At 60.8% G+C, this 22,440-nt stretch carries 18 protein-coding genes and 1 pseudogene; all 19 read right to left on the reverse strand.

The features are described from left to right. Positions 1–105: 105 nt before the first annotated feature. The 19 genes and pseudogenes from JTP94_RS02220 to JTP94_RS02305 all read right to left on the reverse strand — a co-directional run bounded on the left by JTP94_RS02220 (position 106) and on the right by JTP94_RS02305 (position 22,228). Entirely contained in the window at positions 106–2,937 is a 2,832-nt protein-coding gene (locus JTP94_RS02220; RefSeq protein WP_204848922.1) for a winged helix-turn-helix domain-containing protein, read from the reverse strand. A gap of 78 nt (positions 2,938–3,015) precedes the next feature. Beyond that, positions 3,016–3,678: a helix-turn-helix domain-containing protein gene (locus tag JTP94_RS35985; protein WP_271023765.1), complete on the reverse strand. Its 663-nt coding sequence runs from the start codon at positions 3,676–3,678 to the stop codon at positions 3,016–3,018. Positions 3,679–4,111: 433 nt separating this feature from the next. After that, positions 4,112–5,110: an HlyD family secretion protein gene (locus JTP94_RS02230; RefSeq protein WP_204848924.1), complete on the reverse strand. Its 999-nt coding sequence runs from the start codon at positions 5,108–5,110 to the stop codon at positions 4,112–4,114. Continuing rightward, positions 5,107–7,440: an ABC transporter permease gene (locus JTP94_RS02235; protein ID WP_204848925.1), complete on the reverse strand. Its 2,334-nt coding sequence runs from the start codon at positions 7,438–7,440 to the stop codon at positions 5,107–5,109. The genes JTP94_RS02230 and JTP94_RS02235 overlap by 4 nt, the downstream gene beginning before the upstream one ends. Further along, positions 7,440–8,522, reverse strand: coding sequence for an HlyD family secretion protein (locus tag JTP94_RS02240; protein ID WP_204848926.1), 1,083 nt, complete (start codon positions 8,520–8,522; stop codon positions 7,440–7,442). The genes JTP94_RS02235 and JTP94_RS02240 overlap by 1 nt, the downstream gene beginning before the upstream one ends. A gap of 205 nt (positions 8,523–8,727) precedes the next feature. After that, positions 8,728–9,534, reverse strand: a complete 807-nt coding sequence (locus tag JTP94_RS02245) for an acetoacetate decarboxylase family protein (RefSeq protein WP_246754618.1) — start codon at positions 9,532–9,534, stop codon at positions 8,728–8,730. Between the two features lie 153 nt (positions 9,535–9,687). Further along, the gene (locus JTP94_RS02250; protein ID WP_204848927.1) at positions 9,688–10,488 is read right to left on the reverse strand and encodes an acetoacetate decarboxylase family protein; all 801 of its coding nucleotides are present in this window, start codon (positions 10,486–10,488) and stop codon (positions 9,688–9,690) included. A 169-nt stretch (positions 10,489–10,657) separates the two neighbouring features. Beyond that, positions 10,658–12,310 (reverse strand): fatty acid--CoA ligase, encoded by a 1,653-nt coding sequence (locus JTP94_RS02255; protein ID WP_204848928.1) that lies wholly within the window; start codon positions 12,308–12,310, stop codon positions 10,658–10,660. Positions 12,311–12,451: 141 nt separating this feature from the next. Then, positions 12,452–13,405, reverse strand: a complete 954-nt coding sequence (locus tag JTP94_RS02260; RefSeq protein WP_204848929.1) for a 3-hydroxyacyl-CoA dehydrogenase NAD-binding domain-containing protein — start codon at positions 13,403–13,405, stop codon at positions 12,452–12,454. Positions 13,406–13,407: 2 nt separating this feature from the next. Beyond that, complete coding sequence (locus tag JTP94_RS02265; protein ID WP_204848930.1) at positions 13,408–14,343, reverse strand: 3-hydroxyacyl-CoA dehydrogenase; 936 nt, start codon at positions 14,341–14,343, stop codon at positions 13,408–13,410. An 81-nt stretch (positions 14,344–14,424) separates the two neighbouring features. Continuing rightward, complete coding sequence (locus tag JTP94_RS02270; protein ID WP_246754619.1) at positions 14,425–15,219, reverse strand: enoyl-CoA hydratase; 795 nt, start codon at positions 15,217–15,219, stop codon at positions 14,425–14,427. Positions 15,220–15,275: 56 nt separating this feature from the next. After that, a complete protein-coding gene (locus JTP94_RS02275) occupies positions 15,276–16,502 on the reverse strand; it encodes a CaiB/BaiF CoA-transferase family protein (RefSeq protein ID WP_204848931.1) in 1,227 nt (408 codons plus the stop codon). Positions 16,503–16,543: 41 nt separating this feature from the next. Next, complete coding sequence (locus tag JTP94_RS02280) at positions 16,544–17,347, reverse strand: enoyl-CoA hydratase-related protein (RefSeq protein WP_204848932.1); 804 nt, start codon at positions 17,345–17,347, stop codon at positions 16,544–16,546. 65 nt (positions 17,348–17,412) lie between these two features. After that, the gene (locus JTP94_RS02285; protein WP_204848933.1) at positions 17,413–18,627 is read right to left on the reverse strand and encodes an acyl-CoA dehydrogenase family protein; all 1,215 of its coding nucleotides are present in this window, start codon (positions 18,625–18,627) and stop codon (positions 17,413–17,415) included. Positions 18,628–19,132: 505 nt separating this feature from the next. After that, positions 19,133–19,429 (reverse strand): transposase, encoded by a 297-nt coding sequence (locus JTP94_RS02290; protein ID WP_409456575.1) that lies wholly within the window; start codon positions 19,427–19,429, stop codon positions 19,133–19,135. After that, a pseudogene (locus tag JTP94_RS35300) lies at positions 19,413–19,662 on the reverse strand (hypothetical protein); the annotation flags it as partial. The pseudogene JTP94_RS35300 and the gene JTP94_RS02290, both read right to left, overlap by 17 nt. After that, positions 19,640–20,473, reverse strand: a complete 834-nt coding sequence (locus JTP94_RS02295) for an amidohydrolase (protein ID WP_204848934.1) — start codon at positions 20,471–20,473, stop codon at positions 19,640–19,642. The gene JTP94_RS02295 and the pseudogene JTP94_RS35300, both read right to left, overlap by 23 nt. Positions 20,474–20,508: 35 nt before the next feature. After that, positions 20,509–21,312: an SDR family NAD(P)-dependent oxidoreductase gene (locus tag JTP94_RS02300; RefSeq protein ID WP_204848935.1), complete on the reverse strand. Its 804-nt coding sequence runs from the start codon at positions 21,310–21,312 to the stop codon at positions 20,509–20,511. Between the two features lie 46 nt (positions 21,313–21,358). After that, entirely contained in the window at positions 21,359–22,228 is an 870-nt protein-coding gene (locus JTP94_RS02305; protein WP_204848936.1) for a substrate-binding domain-containing protein, read from the reverse strand. Positions 22,229–22,440 lie beyond the last annotated feature (212 nt).

Consider the following 22,440-nt stretch of genomic DNA (forward strand, 5'->3'; position numbering starts at 1 on the left):
AGTGAAAGGCCAGCCGCCTCCGGGCATTTGCCACCTCTGTTATAGGATGGAAGCTTCCACCCATCGAAGCTGACAAGCAACGATGCGGTGCAGTCGGCGCACGTCTCAAGAAGGATTGAGCAACTCTCGCGCGCGAATGAGATCGGGGGTTTCAAAACCTTCGGAGAACCGGCCGTAGATGGGGCCGATGAGATCACGGGCTCTTTGGACTTCGCCGTTCGCGATCCAGATCTGAGCGAGTTGCAATGCTGCTCTCAGTTCGTATGAAAGTGCCGATTGCTTCCGCGCCAAGGCCATCGATCTCTCAAAATATTCCTCAGCCGATTTGAGATCAGGCGTTTTACCTTGGACAAACACCAGGGCTTTCGTCAGCAAAAGCGCCGGCAGGTGGATGACCATGTTAACTTCGGTATAGCTGGCGATCACCCCGTCGAGGAGAGCCAATGCTTGCTCGCGGTCGTTCTGCTTTGCCAGGCAGACGGCCAGCTCCGCGGCGAAATCCGATACCAGCATCTTGTACCGTCTAACCGCAAGCCTCTTCAGGGTGTCGCGCAGATACCGCATTCCCTCCAATGTGTGGTCAGTGCGTATCAGGTAGAGGCCCTTTAGCCCATGTGCGACCGCCCGATACGGGCCGAACAATGTCTGCTCCGAGATGTGCTCGAACTTTATGAGGTTGCGCTCGACCTGCAGCAAATCGTCGATCCAGAAATACAACGACATCATCATCCCGAGAGCGCTGATCAGCGTGATCGGATGCTCTGATTTGCCGGCCTCCTCGATGGTCGTTTCTGCATAGCGCACGGCTTGATCGACGTTGCCGTTCAACCAGTGTGAGCGAGTAAGGCACATAAGCGATTGGGCTCGCGGATCGAACATATACTGACTGGCTATTGACGGTGCCTCGTCGGGCAGGTCGCGCAACGCTCGTTCGAGATGTTTCTGTGCCAGCGGCTGGTCACCGGAAAGATAGTAAGCCGTTCCGAGCATGCAGTTGGCCATGGCCGCGGCGTCCCAATCTCCGGTCTTTTTAGCGATGGCTTCGCCTCGAGAAGCGACATCGTGAGCGCCGGCTGCGTCGGCGAGATGCAGAAAATACATCGAGAGACCGCTGAGCAGACGCAATTGCTGACAAGGATTGTTGCACTGCTCGGCAAAACCAAGCGCAGTATAGAAGGCACCACGGACCTTCTCGCTGTTTCCTTCGATTAACATCAGCGCCAAGGCAAACGACGCATGAACCTCCATCTGCTGGTTCAGATCGCACTCCGGGGATATTCGATCGATCGCCCTTTCCATCCAGCTTCGGCACTCAGCGAGAAGCGGCATGGACAGAAACAACGACCCGGCAGCCGCTGCCAGCCTGATGGCCAACGCGTCGCTGCCGCCCGCACCGAAGCTCCACTCGAGGGCGGCGCGGACACTTCCGAGATAGTCTTTCACCAGCTGCGCGCTGTTCGGGGCTGGGCTGTTGGCCTCCAGCAGCTCGATCGAGTAGTTCGCATGCCGGGTCGCAATCGCGTCATGCTCACCGCTCGCGACCAGCTTCTCCAAGGCATAGGAGCGCGTCATATCGAGTAGCCGATAAGATGCTCCCTGTGCGTCGATGCGGGCCTCGATCAGCGATTTCTCGACGAGACTACCCACCGCGTCAGCGATGCCTGGCCGGCTGGTGCCTTCCTGGCCCGCCACTGCCAGCGCCGCTTCCAGCGTGAAGCGTCCCACGAAGATCGCCACGCTCCGCAAAACAGCGCGCTCGATCTCGGAAAGGAGATCGTGGCTCCAGTCCAGCGCCGCCCTTAGCGTCTGATGCCGTCGATTTGCCGTTCGTCGACCGAGCTTCTGCAGGTCGAGATGTGAGGCCAGTCTTACCGCAGTGTCCCGGACGCCGAAAACCGCTGCCCTTCTGGCGGCAAGCTCGATCGCCAGCGGGATGCCGTCGAGCCTGCGGCACACCTCGGCCACAAAGGCGGGATCTTCGGCACCGAGGGCCAGATCAACACCCCGCGCGCTGACCCGCTCCATGAACAGCCGTGCAGCTGAATAGGAGAGAACCTCATCCGCAGTCTGTCCAGGTTGCTGGGGCGGGCAATCCAGGGGCTGAAGTCGGAACACGCGCTCGCCGGGGGTCTGCAGTGCCTCCCTGCTGGTGGCCAGCAGGTAGATGCCCGGCGCACATTGACATATGCGATCGACGATCTCTGCGGTTTGTTCGATGAGATGCTCGCAGCTGTCGAGGATAAGGAGAGCCCTTCGGGAGCGCAGGAATTCCAACAATACCTCTTCGGGATCGCCGGGCTGCGCAGCAACCCCCACGGCGGAAGATATGGCAGCGACGACCTGCTCCTTGCTCCTCAACACTGAAAGATCAAGGAAAAAGACCGCGCCAGAGAAGTCGGTCAACGCTGCATGTCCGACGGCCAAGGCGACAGTGGTCTTGCCGATGCCGCCTGCGCCTAGGATTGTGATCAACCGCTCCGCCCCAAGGCGGCTGCTGATCTGGAGAACGACGTCATCACGACCGATCATCCCGCCAAGCGCAACAGGCAGGTTCGAACCTCGGGTAAAGAGGTTCGTTTTATGGTCTTCGGTTCCCTGACGCGCGACAGGCGCGACAAAAGAATAGCCGCGTCCCTGCACGTTCGTGATATATTTGCGACCGAACTGTCCATCGCCCAACGCTTTGCGCAAGGCCGACAAGTGAACACGCAGACTGCCTTCCTCGACAACCACCTCGGGCCACACCTTGGCAATCAACTCGTTCTTGCTGACGATCTCGCCGGCTCGGTCGATGAGGGTTACAAGAATGTCAAACGCCCTCGCCCCGAGCGGAATCACTTCGTCCGCCTTGGTGAGGGAGCGCTCGCTTAGATTCAGCTCGAATGGACCGAACAGAACCCTGGCTTCACTCTGTGTGCCCGGCTGTTCAACCGCCATGACAGGCTCCGCCAAAACCTGGGCGACGGGCTCGTCGTCCGCTTGGCGCAATAAGCATCTGGCAAAATTGACTGTCAATCAAAACCTTATGCATTCCGATCTAGGCCGCGCTATCGGCGCCGCGCGCACGGGAGCCAGCGGCGTCCCCAGGGTCTCGCGTTCGCGCCTCCAGTTGGACGGGCTTTGACCAAGGGCCTGCCTGAAGTGCTTGCACAAATGTGACTGGTCGGAAAATCCGACGCTAAGAGCGATTTCGCTCAGCGACGCCGAGCTGGTCAACATCAGATGACAGGCCTCCTCGAGCCGCCGCCTCACGACGTAGGCATGCGGCGGCTCTCCGAACGCTTGTTTGAACGAGCGCGAGAAGTGTGCCGTGCTTCGCCGCGCGACGGCACTCAGATCACTTGCGTGAATGGCCCGATGCAGGTTCTTGTCGATGAAGGATCGGACACGCGCTATCTGCCAGCCCGCCAATCCACCTGTTCTGCCGCCCTTAGCGTGCGAACGGCGCTCGACTTCCGACTGGAGGATGGACGATGCGGTGGCCAGCGATGTCCTTGCCGCCTCATGATCATGCTCGAGCTCGGTTTTGGCTGCTTCAAGGAGCAGCGCGAGGCTATTTGCCAGGGAACCAAATTCGAGATCGGTTGGAGACGAAACATGGACATCCTCAGCGCGTAGCCTTTGCATATCGAAACCTCGCCAAATATCCCGTGCCCGAAGTCGGACGCGGGAGACCATGGTCCAAAAGGCCCTGATTGGCTTGTTAAGAGGTGTTCTGAATTGTTAAATGCGTTAACGTCGACGGCATCAAAGATCGACCTGTGCCCAATGGCGTGAAGTCATGGAAGCGGTGGCCTCCCCGTCGTTTGCAGGGAAGTTGCAGGCTTGGCATCACCTGTCGTCACTCTCGACGCAGTCGTGGAAGGCGCTGATGGCGGCTGGTTTTTGAGCAGGTCGCGCAGCGGGTCGTATGGCCGCCTCGCGCGCCTGGCTCTCTGCCGCGCGCGGCTGGCCACGTCGTCAGCCTTCGGACCGTGTAGGCATGCCAACAGGCGCACAAGCCCGAGCTCGGCCAGTTGTACGCCCACTATGCAATCTTGAGTGAGAACCGGTGCTTCCTGGGATGCCAGAAGAGTCAAACCTCAATGCGCAAGGTATGAAACCGCACTTGTCAAGGCAGCCAGACGGTCATTCCGGGTTCCAGGCCCTGATCTCCGGCCATCGGATCGAGGCGCAGCCAGAAGCTGTTGAGATCGTGGTCGCCGACCGCGCGCGCGGCCCGCCACGTGGCAAATTCGCCGAGCGGCCTCAGTTCGCTGACGCGGGCGTCGATGCTGTGCCCGTCGCTGGTCTTGAGGGCGACGGTCTTGCCAATCACCAGGCCTCTGAGCTTATCCTCGCGGAGCGTGAAGGCGAACCATCGCTGTCCAACGGGCTCGATCGTGAGCACCGGCTTGCCGGGTGTAAGGGCCTCGCCTAGCTCGGCCACCTGAATGAGGATGATGGCATCGATGGGAGCCTTCAGCGTCGTCTTGTCGAACGCGATCTGCGCCTCGTCCACTGCCGCCCGTGCGGCCGCCACCTTGGCGTCGGCGAGCGCAAGCTCCTCCTTCGTCGGTCCGGCGCTTGCCGCCTTCAGCTCCGCGCGCTTCAGGTCGAGGTCGGCTTGCGTCTTGCCGAGTTGTGCGGTCGTCTCGTCGAGCAATTGCCGGCTTCCGGAGCCCTTCGCCAAAAGCGAGGTGGCCCGTGTGTTCTGCTGCTGAGCGAGGAGCAGGTTCGCCTCGGCGGTCTGCACGGATTGCTCCGCCATGGCGACTTCTTCAGACCGCACGCCGGCATAGACGTGATCCCGGTCCGCTTTTGCGCTGGCGGCCGCTGCCTTCGCCTCGCCGAGGGCTGCCGCCAGTTCCGGGCTGTCCAGGGTCGCAAGCACGTCGCCCTTCTTGACATGCTGGCCCGGTTGAACGGCAACGTTGAGGAGCCGCCCGCCGACCTCCGGCGCGATGCGGATTTCGGTGCGCTGGACCATGCCGGGGACAGCGTCATTCGTCTCGCCATTGTCGCCGGAGAAGGTCGCGCCGCCACCGCCGATCGCTGCCACGACGATGGACGCCGTCAGGAAGATTGTCCGGGTGCGGGACGCGAACAGGTGAACCGCTCTAGCCTTCATTGTTGCCTCCCCGCAAGCTTGGCCACCGCACCGGACGCCATGGCGAGCGCCGCATATACGATGGCCAGCGTCCACAGCCTCTGCCAATTACTCCACACATCTGTCAGCGACGCTCCCATCTGGTTGACGCGCACCAGGCCATCGATGGCAGACGTGCTCGGCAGCACCTGACTTGCGATGCGGACCGCGTTGGGAATTGCCTCAAGCGGCCAGGCGACGCCGACCTGGAAAAAGAGCGGCAGGCTGATGGCGATGAACAACAGAACCGCGCTCTCACGATGAGTGAACCACGAGCCGACGAACTGTCCAAGAAAGCTCACCGACAGAATGAAAGGGATGGAAAGCGCCAGCATGTCCAGGAAGCGTCCGTTGGTCGAGAACCCGTAGATGTGCGGCAGGATGATCAGGTAGAGCCCAAAGCCGGGCAGCGCGAGGAGCAGATGCGCGAGCGCCTGGCCGAGCACCGCCGTGGGCCGGCCGCGGCCGCCGCGCGCCTGATGTCCGCCTCTCTCGAAGGCGACGCCGCCGAGCATGGCCGAGCCCATCAGCAGCGTCTGCTGCAGGATGAGAATGAAGGCCGCCGGCACGACATAGCTCGCATAGCCGCCGGTCGGATTGAAGAGCGGCTGATTGAGAAGCTCGACCGGCGAATTTCTGACGAGCGCCGCCCGGTACAGGCTCCCGTCGGTTCGCGCACTGCCGGCCGCAAGATCGGCCGAAACGGTTGCCGCCGCCTCCGTTATGCCCTGAAGGGTCCGATTATAAAGCAGGAAATAGGTGGAATCGACATAGATCGGCAGTCGGGCGCTTTCCCCCTTCAGCACATCCCGTTCTGTCCCCGCCGGAATGCCGACAATGCCGAACACCTCCCGCCGGGCGAGTGCTGCCTGCGCCGCTTCAAGCGTTACGGGCCGGGCCGCCACCTGCGTCGCCTCGTCGGCATTGAGCATTTGTATCAAGGTCCGGCTGATATTGGTGGAATCGTCATCGACCACCGCGACGGGTATCTTGCGGACAAGCTGTCCCAGATAGGGTTGCGGATAGAACACGCCGTAGATGATCGGGGCGAGCACGATGAGGCCGAAGACGGCGCTGTCGCGGAGCACGCGTTTGTACTCCGTGGCGAATGCCCCGACGATTCCGGAAGGTGCGGCCTCCGGCGGAGCCTCCATTCTCGGTACTTTGTCCGGGCTGCGGGCGATGACGGTTAATCTCAGCCAGGCAAGGCCGAAATACGCGACCATAAGCGCTGCCAGCGCCATGAAGGGTCTCACCGATTCATAGGTCGGAACGCCGCGGGCGGCCTGGTCGAACAGGATCTGGATGTACCAGCGCAGCGGCAGCGCATCGCCCCAAACGCGCGCGAAGCCGCCCATGGCCAGAACCGGAAAGCCGACACCGGCAAAACCGAAGGACGGCGAGCAGATCAAGCCTGTCAGCGACAGCCCGAGCGGCAGGTTCCTCACCAGCAGCTGCAGCAGCGCTCCGAGCGACAGATAGGCGAAGACGAACAGGATGGCGGAGGCTCCCATCAGAATGGCATCGCCCCGGAACGAAATCTGATTTAGGCCGTGGATGACGCCGAGGCCGACGGCCATCAACAGAATGAAAATCGCAAAGTAGGGAGCAAGCTTGCCGATCAGCGCCGTGAGCGGGCTGCCGCCGGCCGCAGCAAGCCATTCCCGAACATTGCGCGAACCGAATTCGGAGCCGACAGCGTAACCTCCGGCAACCGCGGTCAGAACATGGAGCACCGTCGGCAATATGGCTCTGAGCAGGAACTGGACGTAATTGAGGGCGGGATTGGTCAGCACATATTGTTCGGTCACCAGTGGACCCGGCGTGAAGCCTGCGCTCCCGCCGGGCGGTTTGGGCAAGGTCGCGGCCGCAGCGGTGATCGCCGACTGCAGCCCGCCGGACGCGATATTGCCGGGCGAGAAATACTGCTTGTTGTAGAAGATCACGATCTGTGGGCGCTTGGCGGCAAAGATGTCGCGCTCGAAGTCCGGCGGGATATAGACGGCAGCGATCGCGGCACCCGAGCGGATCGAATGCATTGCGCCATCGAGATCGGACGAACGGCGTGCCACGGCGACCGAGGGAGCCGAGTCGATGGTCTGAATGAAGCGAAGCGACGTGCCGGAATGGTCCATGTCGACCACATCAACATGCAGATTGCGGACCACCGCATTGCTGAAGGTCGCCGTCAGGATGAAAACGGCCAAAAGTGGGATCACCGCCACGAGCAAAAGCGCCACCCGGTCGCGCCGGATCCAGGCCACTTCTCGCGTGGCGACGCTGAGCAGACCGGGTGAACCGCGTCCCGGCATCAGCGTCCCCCACTCCATTGAAGATAGGCGCTCATGCCGGGGCGAAGCTCGGGGATCGTCTCGATCGGGTAGGCCCGTACCTCGAAGGTGCGCAGATCGAAGTCGCCGGTGGCGCGGGTCGCGCGCCAGCCGGAATATTCGCCGCGCGTCGCAATCGTCTTGACTGCGATCGGAACCAACCGGTCGCCGAGGGCCGGAATGCGAACCTCGAGCTTGTCGCCGACCTTCAGGCCCTTCACGAGGTCTTCCCGAAGGTCGAAGCTCAGCCAGACATCGTTGAGGTCGACCAGAGAGAGGAGCGGCACGCCGGGCGAGACGTATTCGCCGAGCTCCGCGCCGATCTGGTAGACCTGGGCACCGACCGGCGCCTTCACGGTCATTTCGTTGACCTGCGTGTTCAGCGTGGCGATCGCCGCCGCCGCCTTGTCGACGCTGGCCTGGGCGACGCCGCGCTCCTCCTTCGTATAGCCGGCGACCGCTTCGTCATAGGCGAGCTTTGCCTGCTCGAGGCTGCGCCTGGCGACGTCGAGGGATGCGGTCGCTTCGTTGAGCGTCTGCGTGGAGGCGACACCCTTGCCTGCCAATTCGTTGGTGCGGTCGTAGGTCTGCTGGGCGAGCGTCAGATTGGCATCGGCCGAGGCGATCTCCGCCTTGCGCTGCGCGACGATCTCCTGCCTGATGCCGACATCGATGCGGGCAAGATCGGCGACGGCGATCGCCTTCTGTGCTTCCGCGTCCTTGAGCTTGCTCAGGATCTCCGGATTGTCGATCTCGACCAGAACCTGCCCCGCAGCCACGTTCTGGCCGCGCTCCACGGGTCGCTCACCGACACGGCCGTCGACGCGGGCGGCGATGTCGATACGGGTGGCATCCGCTTCGCCCTGCACCAGCAAAGGCTGCGGCTGCACCAGATACCATAGGGACAGCCCGACAATGACCGCCACTGTCACGATGACGATGAAGGCAGCGGCCCGAGAGGGACGATGGCCGGGTGGACTGCCGCCTGTGACAGGCCTGGAGCCTCCCGATGCTTCCTTGGGGATATCGGATCCACCCTCGGGTGACTGCAACTGCTCACTCATCGCAACGCCCTCCGCGACGCGCAACGCGTCCTGTCGATCGCATCTTTTTCCCCTATTCTCGCGGCCGTCAATGCAGCAAGTCTCCGTAGCCCCAGATCACCGTTCCCACGATGCCTGTCAGATGGCTGAGATTTGATGACAATGATGCGCGCTCCCGATCTGCAGGCACGAAAAGCACCGTCCGGGGCATCAGTTTTGCCGAGCGTCAAGATGTATGATCCTCAAGGATTTTGAGATCGGTGACGGAGTAAGACAGGGAGTAGCGAAATCCTGACTCGATGGCGATCGGCGCAAGACCATGCAGCTCTTCACCGTGTACCTCCGGGAGATTCAGTTCGCCATCTCCGATCCATGCATCAGCAACAGTCAGATTGTCGGTGATCGCCATCGTTAGCTCATTGACGGCTGGCTTGTCCTGATATCCGGCTGCCAAGCGCGGAAAGTAGCGCAGCAAGACGGTCGGGCGGCTGAGAAGGGACAATCCGTCTTCGACGGGCTTCTGCAATGTGATGCGAGCCTCTGCCAAGCGCTGCCCGTGCGCGGAGAGACTCGCTCCAAATCGTCCACCGGGAGCAATCGGCGCGGCCGCGGGGCTTGCGGCTGCGTAGCTACGCGTTTGGAAAATGCTGCCGATTTTCTTCGGAAAACCTTGTGTCCAACCGCGCGCCAGCGCTGCATCATTGTCGACAAAAACGTAAGGACACCACATTACCGGGGTGTTCCGATACACGGCGTCGAGCAGCACGAACGCCTCCCGATACCGATAGCGCGCGGGGTCAAGGTATTCGTCGTCTTGGGCGGTGAACTGCCAGTCCACGAACATCATGACAGCATGGCCGTTCGATTTCGGATCGGGAGAAAGGCCGTTCGGCAAAGTCGCAGCTGTCGCGCTCGGATCGGTCCGGAATTCGACCCCTATGACATCACCTGAATAGTGCCAGGGCGGCGGCGGCGTTAAAGCAGCCTGGCCGAATGGCGATTTAGGAAGGGTAAAGCCCTTCAGCATTTCCATCCCCCGTGTGCTTCAAGTTGGCGATGATATTATCGGCATCGACCGCAACTAGATTGGATTGGCATGCGTCGGCTTGTCGGTTTCTGCTGCTAAGTCAGGAAATTGACCAACAGACTGGATGGCACCGCCGCCCCTCAAGGCAGGCGGTGGCCGCTAGGCGGTCAAGTCTGCCAGAATCTTGCAGCCGCTGACTGAATACGAAAATGAGAATCGGAGCCCGCGCCCGACCTTGATCGGTGCCAAAATGTCCAGTTCTTCACCGAAGGTCTCAGGAAAAGCGAGCGCACCTTCGCCCACCCATATGTTCGTGATCACCACATTTTCCAGGATGCAGCGAACAAGCTCATCAACGGCTGGCGTTTCGAGCCTGCCGGCCGAGAGACTTGGAAAATACCGTCGCGTCACAATCGGGCGATCAAGAAGGCCGACAAGATGACTGAGCCTTTCCCGCAGCGTGACGCGCGCCTGTGCCAGAAGCTGTCCATGGGAGGAAATGCAGGCGGCAAACCTGCTGTTCCTGGCGAGGGGCGCCGAGGCCGGGCTGCCGGCAGCGAATGTGCGGGTCTGGTGAACAGAACCAAGTTTCTCCGGATAGCCGCAGATCCAGCCTCTCAACAACGCGGCATCATTGTCGACAAAGGCGTAAGGGCACCAGGCAATCGGTGAGCCTTGCCACATGGCGTCCAGGAGAACGAGAAATCCGTGGCACTGGTAGCGCGCCGGATCGAGGTGTTCCTCATTCCGAGCTGTAAACTGATACTCGGTGAAGAGCGCGACGGCGTGGCCCTTGCTCTTCGCGTCAGGCTCGACCCCTCTGGGCAGAGTATATGCCGACAGCTCCGGGTCACTCCAATACTCCACGGCCAGAACCTCGCCCGCAAAGTGCCAAGGCGGCGGCGGTATCAGAGCGGCAATCCCCAGAGGCGACCGCGGAATTGCAAAACCCTTCAACATTTCCTGGTCCCTCAAGAACAGACGATCCATCCGCTGCCGGTGTCAGCGTGAAAAGGCTATGCGGGCCGGAGTCCTGCTGCTTGTATGGGTATGCGACAATCTTGCATTTCTCTGAATTCCGATGGCGTCATCAACTTCGGTTCGAGAACGCCGGTCGGCAGGTGCGGAGTCAGCGAGAGCCGTATTTCTCTCGGAGTGCGTTCTTGTTGAACTTCCCGACGCTTGTCTTGGGGAGGGCGTCGACGAACAGAACAACGTCGGGGATTCCGTACTTTGAAATCACCCCCGCATCGGCGAAAGACTTCAGATGCGCCTTTATCTGCGTGTCGCTGAGATCGGCGCCCGTCTGGGCATCCCTGACGACGAGCGCCAGCGGCCGTTCGCCCCATTTGTCGTCCTTGACGCCGATGACGGCGGCCTCCGACACGCCCTTGCACTGCGAAACGAGATCTTCGATCTGGAGCGATGACACCCACTCGCCGCCGGTCTTGATGACATCCTTGATCCGGTCGACGATACGAAGATAGCCGCTCGGCTCGATGATGCCGATGTCATCGGTGTGCAAGTAGCCGCCAGCCCACAGCTGCTCGGACGCCTCGGCATTATCGATGTATCCTTGGGTGAGCCACGGCGCACGCACGACGACTTCTCCACGAGTTTTTCCGTCATGAGGCACGTCGTTCAGTCTTGCGTCGACCAGACGGATATCGACCAGTGGGGCTGACATGCCGGCTTTGGTTCGGATATCCAGCTCCTTCTCGAGGTCACCGCTGAGATCGGCCGATTTCACCTGCGCCAGGCAAAGCAGCGGAGCACTCTCCGACATTCCGTAGCCGGCATAGACATCAACGCCCAGCGCGAGCGCCTGCCTGGCGAGCGCCCTCGGCAGTTCCGATCCTCCGACTATCATCTTCAAGCCGGCGAGATCGGTATTCGCCGCCGTGGCAGCGCCAAGCAGCATTTGCAGGATCGTCGGCACGCCGTGCGTGAAGGTTACGCCTTCGGTCTTGATCAGCTTGACGAGGAAGGCAGGGTCGTAGCGACCCGGATACACTTGCTTGACGCCAGCAAGTGTCGCCGTCCACGGAAGCCCCCAGGCATGCGAGTGAAACATCGGGGTGATCGGCATATAGACGTCGTCGCGGCAAAACCGGCCCTGTTTCGCAGCGGTGCCGAGGAAAGCCATTTCGGCGAGCGAATGGAGCACGAGTTGTCGATGGCTGAAGTAGACGCCCTTCGGCGAACCCGTTGTCCCGGTCGTGTAAAACGTCGTGGCAAGAGTGTTCTCATCGAAGTCCGGGAAGCTGTAGTCGGGTGATGCGCTGAGGAGGAGGTCCTCATATTCGCCGGCGAATGTAAGCCCGCCGGCCTGGGGTACCGCCCGATCCGACATCAGGATCAGCGTCTTCACGTTAGGCAGCTGCTGCTTGATACCTTCCAGAACCGGGACGAAATCGTCGTTGACAAGAAGGACTGACGCGCCCGCGTGATCGATCGTGTAGGCGATCTGTTCCGGCGGCATACGGATATTGACCGTCTGCAAGACAGCTCCCATCATCGGAACTGCAAAGTAGGCCTCCAGAAAACGATTGCTGTCCCAATCCAGCACGCCGACCGTATCGCCGGCAACGACGCCGAGCCTGGCGAGGCTGGATGCAAGCCGTCCAACGCGCTCGCGCAACTGCCGGTAAGTCAGGCGCCTCGTGTCACGATAGACGATCTCCTGATCGGGCGCCTGCTGGAGCGGCGTATGCCACAGCTGTTTTATGAGCAGCGGATACTGATAGGCAGACTTGGTGACTGGTATAGGCTTTCCGGCCATGGCGGCGTCCTTAGGATATGTCGCGCCTCAACGCTCGATGGCAGGCCCGCCGGCCGAGTCGTTGATGACGGCGAGCCTCTTCTTTTCAGACCTTCAATCTGGCGCGGCTCGCGTCCAGGCGATGCGACCACTTCTTTTCGATTACTTGGCCTGTCCAGCCGCCTTGTTGCGCAACTCCAGAAGCCCAAGCAGGACCTCATCGCGTTCTGCCGCCAAGTCGTCGATCGAGCGCGAGCCTACTTCGGCATGAACGCCTGCTATCAGCTTTTCCTGAAGTTCCGGGGTTAGCTGCGGCGAGCCGAGGACCTTCCACCACGCCGTCATGGGGCCGGTGAATTGTTCGAGAAAATGCTCCATGCCGCCTTGGCCACCACCGAGATGGTTGAGGAGGACCTGGCCCATGATTCCCCAGCGGAGCCCCGGCCCCCAGCAGAGCGCGGTATCGACATCAGCGACGCTGACAACGCCCTCGTTCACCAGATGATACACCTCCCGGGCAAGGGCAGCTTGCAGCCGGTTGGCAACATGTCCCGGCACCTCCTTGTGAAGGCGGACCGTTTGCTTGCCCAGAGCCGTATAGAATTCCGAAGCGCGGCGGATTGTCTCCTCGGACGTCTTCGCTCCGCCGACGATCTCGACCAGCGGGATCAAGTGCGGCGGATTGAACGGATGCGCGATGACGCAGCGCTCCGGATGAGACGGGCAGCCGGACTGGATCTCGCTCATCGTCAGGCCGGAAGAGCTCGACGCGATGATCACATCGGGTGGCAGCAGCTCGTCGAGTTGACCGTAGAGCTTTTTCTTGAAGTCGATCCGCTCGGGCCCGTTCTCCTGTACGAGATCGGCGCCCTTCACGGCCTCTGCCAAGTCAGGCGTAAAGACCAGCCGGAGTGGCGAGGCGCCGGCAGTGATGCCCAGTCTTTCGAGCGCGGGCCAGGCCGCGTAGACGAAGTGCCTCAACGAAGCTTCCGCGTCAGGAGCTATGTCTGTCGCCACGACATCGAGCCCCTTTGCAAGGAAGAGTGCGGCCCAGCTCGCGCCGATGACACCCGTACCGATAATTGTGACCTGAGAGATCGGCCTGTTGCCAGCCATGATCAATTCTCCTTTGAGGGAATTTCGGCGTATGCGACGCCGGACAGATTGCCTTGGGCAAAGAGAAATGCACGCTTCTCGGCGCCATTGAGCCTTGCAGAATAGACGGAGCCACCCAAGTCGGTGACGAACAGCCGATCGCCGGAAACGTCGAGCGCGAGGCCGATACCTTCCATCAGATCGCCGGCGATGACCTCAGGCGCGTGGCCATCTCCGACCGGCGCATCGACTGAGGCACGGTTGACCGTATTGCCGAGCGGCGGGTTGCCGCGATCCGTCCAGTAGAGGATCCGGCTTTCCAAATCGAGCTCGAGGTCGATCGGTTCAGGCAGATTGTCGAACCATACTTCGATGTCGGTTCGACTTACAGCGTCCTCGCCATTGGGCACCTCTATGCCGGCGCGGAGGATGCGGCCGAGGCCGGAATTATCCGAACCCTTCTGTGTCCAATAGATCTGTCCGCGCTTGGGATCGACAGTGATTCCGACGCACCACTTCGTGGCGTCGCGACGGTCGTCCTCGCCTTCACCCGTCCTCACCAGCGTCTCGACGTTCGTGCCGTCGAGATTTGCACGCATCACCCGCATGCCCTCGCGGTCGCACCAATAGAGCTTGCCAGTTCGCTTCTCGAAGTGAAGCTGCTTTGGCGTGAACGTGACGCCTTGGGGAATGATGACCTTGCGATTGCTTCCATCGAGGTCGGCGCACTCGATGGAACCGTCATTAAGGTTGGGCACCCCCATATTCGTCCAGTAGATGTGGCCGGCCTCGACATCGACAGCGATGCCATCGGGAAGATGACAGTCGGCAACGATGACCTTCCGGTCGGAACCGTCCGGGCTCATCGAATGAATGCGACCACCGCTCAGTTCGAGAACGAACAGTCGGCCAACCGCTACCTTGCGGCCAGACGGCTTCGCCGCGAAAACCTCAGTCATAGCTCTTTCCTTTCACAACTCAGACCTGGATGCCGAAATGTTCCCGCGGCATCTCTGCAGGCTCGTTAGTCGGCAATGGCTCTAGCTGGCCGCTGCCGGTTTCCCCGTCTTGGTGAAGTCAGGTGGGCGCTTCTCCAGGAAAGCGGTCAGTGCCTCCTTCGCCTCCTCGGAACGAACCTGTATGCTGAACGCCTCGTTCTCGGCCTTGATCGCCGCCCTGATCTGTTCGAGATGAGGACGCTTCAGAAGTCGCTTGGAGGCCTGCAGCGCACCGGCCGGCTTCGCCGCCAGATTTCGTGCCGTTTCGGTCGCCACCTGCAGGAGGTTCTGATCCGGCACGACTCGCGTGACCAATCCTAACTCTGCAGCCCGCATGGCATCGAACGGCAATCCGAGCAAAATCAGCTCAGCTGCGCGAATGTGCCCGATCGTAAGTGGAACCAGACAGCTCGAGCCGAATTCCGGCACCAGAGCGAGGTTGATGAAAGGCATCTGGAACTTGGTGCTTTCGCCGGCGTAGACGAAGTCGCAGTGCAACAGCATAGTGGTTCCGCCACCGATCGCGGCACCCTGCACGGCCGCAATCAGCGGCTTGTCGAAATCGACCAATGCGTTCATGAGCCGATACTGCGGAGATTCGCCTGGGCCGGGAGGATGCTCCAGAAAGTCCTTCACATCGTTGCCGGCGCTGAATGCATTCCCCGCGCCGTGCCAAAGCACGACACGTATGCTCTCGTCCTTGGCCGCGTCGGAGAAGATGTCCGCGAGCTTGGTATACATGCTCGACGTCATCGCGTTCCGCTTTTCCGGACGATTCAATTCAACGCGAAGTATGCCTTCGAAGCGTTCGGTAACTATCTCATCCATCGTCTTCATGTCTCCGTCCGCCTGGTAATGTCTAGGCAAGACCGGGGCGGCTGCGCCACCTCGCTCTATGCGGCGTGCCCTTGTGCTTTCGGAACGGCACCGCTGGCGTGCAGGCCGTCGATCTCATCGGCGCCGAAGCCGAGTTGTTTGAGGATCTCCTCGCTGTGTTCGCCGAGTTCCGGAGCCCGGGTGGCCGGGACCTTGGCTATGCCATGCACCTGGAGAGGGCTGCTGATCGTGAAGTTGAGGTTGCCGCCAGCGCCATAGAGTGGAACGACGATGTCGTTCGCTCTGAGCTGCGGGTCCTTGATCACTTCGCTGGGTGCATGCACCACGCCAAAGGTAAGGTGAGCCTGCTCGAAGATCTCACTCCAATGCGCCATGGGCTGCGCGGTAAAGGTCTCATCCAGTATCGCGGTGAGCTGCGCCGAATTCGCGCCCTGCTTTGCGGGGTCGGCAAACCGGGCATCCGTCAAAAGATCCGGGCGGCCTATTCCATAGACCAGAGCCGGCCATTTGTCGGGCGTCAGTACGATCACGAACCATGTGTCATCGGCTGCCCGATAGACATTGAAGGTCGCATTCGGCGGGTTCGCGCGATCATGCAGCGGGAAGAACGTGGCATCGCTAAGTGCCGCCTGAGTTGAGACTGCACAGGCCCAGACGCCGGCCGCGAGCAGCGAGGTCGTGACGTACGAACCCTTTCCCGTGCGTTCCCGCCGGTAGAGCGCGGTCACGATTGCCGAATAGAGGCTGACAGCCGTCGAATGATCGCCGCTGCCCGCGACCGGGAGCGTCGGCGGGGCACCCGCGTCTCGCGTCAGAGACAGCAGGCCGCTTCGTGCCCAATAGGCCGTAATGTCGAATCCCGGAAGCTGTGCGTCGGGACCATGATCGCCATAGCCGGTCACATCAGCATAGATCAGGCGCGGGTTCCACGGCGCGACATCCTCGTAGCCGAGCTTCAGTTTTTCACGCGCGGGATGCGGTGTGTTGACGATCAGAACGTCGGCCCATTCAACCAGCCGCCGCAGAACTTCCCTCGCCTCGGGCGATTTCAGATCGAGCGCCAATCCGCGCTTATTGCGATTGTTGAGATGCCAGGGATAATTGTCCTTTGCGCGAGGCTGCGGCGGGATCTTGTAGCCAATCCGCCAGGTGTCGCCGGTTGGCGGCTCGACCTTGATCACGTCGGCGCCGAAATCGGACAGTATCACCGCGGCACCCGGACCGGCGATGAAGCTCGCCAGGTCCACCACCTTCAGTCCTGAGAAAATATTGTCGTCTGCCATGGGTTGGCCTTTCTGAATTGCCGTGCGGGGTCGAGTTTTCTTCAGCGTCCGCGAAATTGTGGAGCGCGCTTTTCGAGGAAGGCAGTCGTGCCCTCCTTCTTGTCCTCGGTTGCGGCGCAGAGCCCGAAGTAGGAGGCTTCGAGCAACAGGCCTTGACCCTGGCTCGTCTCCATCCCCTTGTTTACCGCCTCGAGCGCGAACTTGACGGCAATGGGAGCGTTGACAGCGATTCTCGTAAGGATCGCCTCGGCGCGCTGGATCAACTCGGCCGCCGGAACGATCTCGTTGACCAGCCCGATCCGATAGGCCTCCTGCGCCGTGATCATCTCCCCGGAGAGGATGAGCTGAAGGGCGCGGCCCTTCCCGACGAGCCGCGGCAGCCGCTGCGTTCCGCCGCCACCGGGCACCAATCCAAGTGCGACTTCCGGCTGGCCGAATTTCGCCGCTTCCACCGCGATCCTGATGGTGCAGGCCATCGCCGTCTCGCAACCGCCGCCGAGCGCAAAGCCATTCACCGCTGCAATCACAGGCTTGCCGAGATTCTCGATGAGATCGAGCACTTCCTGTCCAAAGCGACTGGACTGTTCAGCGTCGAACGCCGATACCTGCGCGAGCTCGCTGATGTCGGCGCCGGCGATGAAAGCCCTGTCGCCGGCACCCGTCAAAATGACGCCGCGTATCGCGGCATCGTCCCGGGCATCCTCGAAGGCCTTTCTCAAGTCCGACCAGGTTGGCGTATTCAGCGCGTTGAGGACCTTTGGGCGATTGACAGTGACGTAGGCGATGCCGCCCTTCTTCTCATAGAGGACGTTTGCGAGCGTCAGGCCCGCGTTTTCCGAAGCCATGATAATGAATCTCCTATTGGGAAGCGGCGCGAGCCGGGATGGCGGAGATCCCGGCTCGCCGTTGCTCAGACGAATGCACCAAACCCGGTGATGGCTTTGCCCACGATCAGATTCTGCATCTGATAGGTGCCTTCGTATGAGTAGAGCGCTTCCGCGTCCGCGAAGAAGCGCGCGAGATTGTAGTCCGCGACAATGCCGTTACCGCCCAGGAGCTCGCGGCCCCATGAAACGGTCTCGCGGGACTTTGCCGTGCAGAACGCTTTCGCCAGCGACGCGTGGTGGTCGGCAAGCTTGCCCTCGTCATCCATCTGCGCCAGGCGGACCATCAGGCACTGGCACGCGGTCACGTTGGCAAGCATCTTGGCGAGGAGATCCTGGACCATCTGGAACGAAGCGATCGGCTTGCCGAACTGCAGACGCTCCTGCGTATATTTCAGGGTTGCCTCGAATGCGCCCATCTGGACACCGGTCGAGGCCCAGCCGACCATGTAGCGCGTCATCCGCAACACGCGCGCGGTGTCGCGGAACGAGTTGCCCTGCTCCAGGCGGTTCGCTTCCGGTACGCGGACGTCGTTCAGCGTTATGACGCCATTCTGGACGACCTTGAGCGCGATCTTATGCTCGATCTTCTCAACGCTGAATCCCGGTGTCGTCTTGTTCTCGACGATGAAACCCTTCACCTGATTGTCGTCGAGGTCGCGCGCCCAGATGATCGAGACATCGCACCACGTCGCATTGCCGATCCAGCGCTTCTGCCCATTGAGGACCCAAGTGTCGCCCTCGCGTTTCGCAGTCGTGGTCAGCCCTCCGCTCGTGCCCGAACCGACCAGTGGCTCGGTAAGGCCGAAGCAACCGATTTTTTCCCATCGCGCCATCGCTGGCAGCCACTTCTGCTTCTGCTCCTCCGAACCGTCGAGATAGATCGAGCCCATGGCGAGACCGCTGTGCACACCGAAGAAGGTGCAAAAGGAAGCATCGACGCGGGCCAGCTCCATTGCGACGAAGCCGAACAGCTTCTGGCTGCCGCCGGCGCAGCCGTAGCCCTCATACCCAAGGCCGCCTATCCCCAGTTCCTTGAACGAAGGCAGCAGCTCGAAAGGAAACGCGTCGTCGGACCAGTATTTGTTGATGATCGGCTGGACCCTGGTCTCCATGTAGGTTCGCACCTTCTTGACCACAGCCAATTCGTCGGGGGTCAAGACGTCGACAAGCTGGTAGAAATCGCTGTTCGGCGCCGGCAAAGGTTTCGCCTTCTTGTCTTCATTGGTTGCGATTGCCATCCTCGTCCTCCTGCTCGATTCTCAATCTCTCGGAATGAAGTCTGAGCAGGAATATGGCGTCAGCTGGTGTTTTCCTCTTGGAGAACTCTGCGGCGGTTAGGACGCCTGTGCCCGATTTTGTCCCATTGCCGCTCCCGCAAGTATTTTGAGTATCATCTTCGCATTCGTCCTATCGCTTGTGTCTTGTTTGGCCGAATAAGGTTCGGCGGATCTTCAGTGGCATGCGCAGAACGCCGACCTCGTGCTTCGTGTCACTGAATGTCCGGGAGGAATCGACGGCGGCATAGCCCTTCATGATGCGGGCCGGGATCGCTCCAACGTGGCGGCTCCGCCACTCAAGAAGGCAAGGACGAAGTGGTCATGCCTCTCACGCCGCGCCTTCATCGATCACCTGGTTGCAGAGCTTCCCAAGGTCGTATGAGCGTCAATCGTAAAGGACACCTCGCATTTCTTCATCACAAGGGACCGTGTTGCACGGATCAGATCGGAATCAGCATTTAGCCTTTCAGCAAATTGTCAGCGGACACGCTCGTAGTTTGCCCGTCCGAGGTCGGACATGCGGTTCAGGCGGGACGACGACATCGACTTCGTATCCGAAAGCGGCGGCCAGGCAATCCGAAACGCCAGAGCCATCATAGGCGCCGTCTGCCAGAAACCGATCTACCGGTGCGTCGACACGTCCGAGAAGGCTTGGCAGCGCGGTCTCGTCGCCAACGTGCTCGGTCGTCAGTTCGGATGCGAGAATGTCTCCGCTGTCAGGATCGAAGGCAAGATGCAGCTGTCGGCCGATCGTAGTCGTCACCGTTTGGCGTCGAACCGCCCGTCAGGCCGGTGTTGGCAGCCTGCATGATGACGGCGACGTCCCGCGGCAACACATGCCTGCAGCATATGACATTGTTCGATAAGCCGCCCCCGCAGCACGACGGCGAGGGCCGTACCGTCGCACGATCGAAAGCCCCTGCGATAGCGGTGCGTTCGACGGCGGCTGTCATCATGTCCGTTCTCGAAGCGGTTACAGTCCGTAGAACCGCTCACCGTTTGTCGCCCAGATCTTCTGCTGATCCGCCCCCGGCAATGTGCGGATCGCGTCCGCTACCGTCTCGATCCAGCGACTGTAGTCGGCGACCAAGTTGACGACAGGCCAATCGCTGCCGAACACCAATCGATCCGGCCCGAAAATATCGAGAACCGTTTCTATATAGGGCCTGACGCGTTCGGCGGTCCAATCCGGGCCATCCTCGGTCAGAATGCCGGAAATCTTGCAGTGAACGTGCCGGAGATCGCGGAAGTGCTCCATATCGCGACGCCACGCCGCCAGGCCGCCATTGGCAATTTCAGGCTTGGCCATATGGTCGACGATAACAGGCAAGTCGGGGTAGCGTTCAATGAAGCGCACCGTGTTGAGGATATGACGCGGTTTGATCAATGCGTCGAAGCGCAGCCCGAGATCGATGATGGCGCGAATGGCAGGGTCAAGTTCTGGTTTCAGTATCCAGTCGTCCTCGGGAAGATCCTGCAAATAGGGCCGGATGCTTTTGAGTTTCCTGAACCGAGCCCAGGCTTGAAGATCGGCGGCGGGGGTCGGTGCAAGCAGATCGATCCAGGCCACCACGCCGCGAACGAAGTCGTGGCCGTCGGCAAGGCCCATCAGATAGGCTGTCTCATGGACTGAATTGGCTGCGGACACCAGCACGACGCCCTCGACATCGTTCTTGGCCATCAGCGGCAGTGCGTCGCCGACGCTATAGTCGCGATAGAGGACCTCAAGCTCGGGCGTCATCCAGAGCGAATAATAGGGCTCCATGGCGAGCGTCCAGAGATGCATGTGGCAGTCGATGCGACGCATTGTTTCCTCCTGCAAAAACGCCTTGCAATTTCGGTTCAAAAAATCCTCAGGCCGGCGAGCAATCCACCATCCGCCGTGAACTGTGAACCGGTGCAGAAACCCGAGCGCGGGCTCGCCAGGAAAGCAGCGAGTTCGGCGATTTCCCAAGCCTCCCCAAGACGCTGAAGCGGAACCGGGCGGGCAAACACCTTGTACATGTCCTCAATCGACTTTCCTTCGCCATTGCCACGGGCAAAATGCTCTTGCATCGGCGTGATGATCGAGCCGGGGCAGATCGTATTGGCGCGGATCTTGTGCTTTGCCAGATCGATCGCAAGCGTGTGGGTGAAGGTGACGATTGCGCCTTTCGTGGACGCATAAGCGCAGACATTCGGCGTGTTCGACGTTGCCTGGACGGAGGCGACCGTGATGATCGAACCGCCGCCGCTTTCGATCATGTGAGGCACGCCAAAATGGCAGGTCAAATACATCGACTTGACGTTGACGGCAAAGGTCCGGTCCCACGTTGCCTCGTCGGTCTCGACAACATTGCCGAGGGGATGGATCGCGGCCGAGCACATGATGATGTCGAGGCTGCCGAACTCGGAGACGGTGCGGTCCACTGCAGAGCGAACGAAACCGCTATCGCTGCCATCGCCATGAATGCCGATCACCGAGCGCTTGCCGTTGTCGGACAGTTCAGCGGCAACGGTGAGTGTGTCCTCGGCATGACCGACGATGACGACCCGCGCGCCGCGGTCGGCGAGCAGTTCGGCTGAAGCACGACCAATGCCCGAGCTGCCTCCAAGGACAAAGGCGGTCTTGCCTTCGAATTCGCGGTCAATGGATGGTAGGGTCATGAACGTCACCTTGAATTGGATTTTCGCAAACGAGAGAAGGTGGCGATCACCGGATCGCCTGATGGCTGAAGTGTCTGACGCTTTCAACTGCCGATCTGTCGATCACAGCCGCTCCCGCATCCATTGAGGATGGCATCAATCCGTAGCGCCGATAAAGAGCCAGTTGCACGACAGGGTAAAAGCCCTGGACATAGGGTTGCTGATCGATGCTGAAAGCGATGAAGCCTTCGGCGATGAGATCGACGATACCGGGCGACAAGTCAAAGCCGGCAACAAAGGGAGCAGCATCCTTAAGCACGCGCGCCGCAAGGCCGCATGCTTCGGTATCGCCCTGTCCCGTGCCGAAAAGCGCGCGGGCCGGAAATTGCGCCAGGGCCTCGGTGAGCACCATGGCTCCCCTTGCAGGATCTTGTCCGGTGGTGACGATTTTCCATTGAAGATCCAGGTCACGGAGAGTGGACTGGATACCGACCAGGCGCTGCTCGAGCGCCCAGACGCCATCGTCATGCAGCGTCGCGATGACGCGATCCCCGGATGTCAAGGCGGAGCGGGCGCGTCGGCCAAGCGTTTCGCCGGCCGCCCTTAGATCCTGCGCAACATAGCTCAAATTGCCGCTCGCGCCCCTGCCGGCGTCGATATTGAAGCCGACAACCGGTATCGATCGCGCCTTGGCGTCGGCGATGACCTCTGTAAACCGGTCCCTCTCGGTAATATTGAGGACGATGCCATCGACACCATCGGCAATGGCCTGGCGGGTCAGCCGCACGAGTTCCTCGCTGTCGACGCCACGCGTTCCGACGAGATCGACGTCGACCTCCATCGCCGCAGCCGCGTCGTTCATTCCCTTGCGGACCACATTGAAGATTTCCTCCCCGACGGCGATGGTGATGAAGCGAAACCTCAATCTCTTGATCACAATCTTCCTCCTTGCACCGCGTCCGATTTCGATTGCATCGGCAGAATGCCGTTATATTGGTCCAGCCACTGGACAATTATTTGTTTAGATCCTGTCTTCACCGGCGTCAACGCGTTATCGCCTTTGGGAGGGAAGTTTCCAATTTCCGCTCAACACCAGCTTTTGCGAACCGAAGCGCAAGCTCCAGATCGTGGACGGCGGGAGCGATTGAC

This window comes from Martinezella lusitana (assembly GCF_016901135.1).
In the GTDB taxonomy this organism is placed as follows: domain Bacteria; phylum Pseudomonadota; class Alphaproteobacteria; order Rhizobiales; family Rhizobiaceae; genus Rhizobium; species Rhizobium lusitanum_D.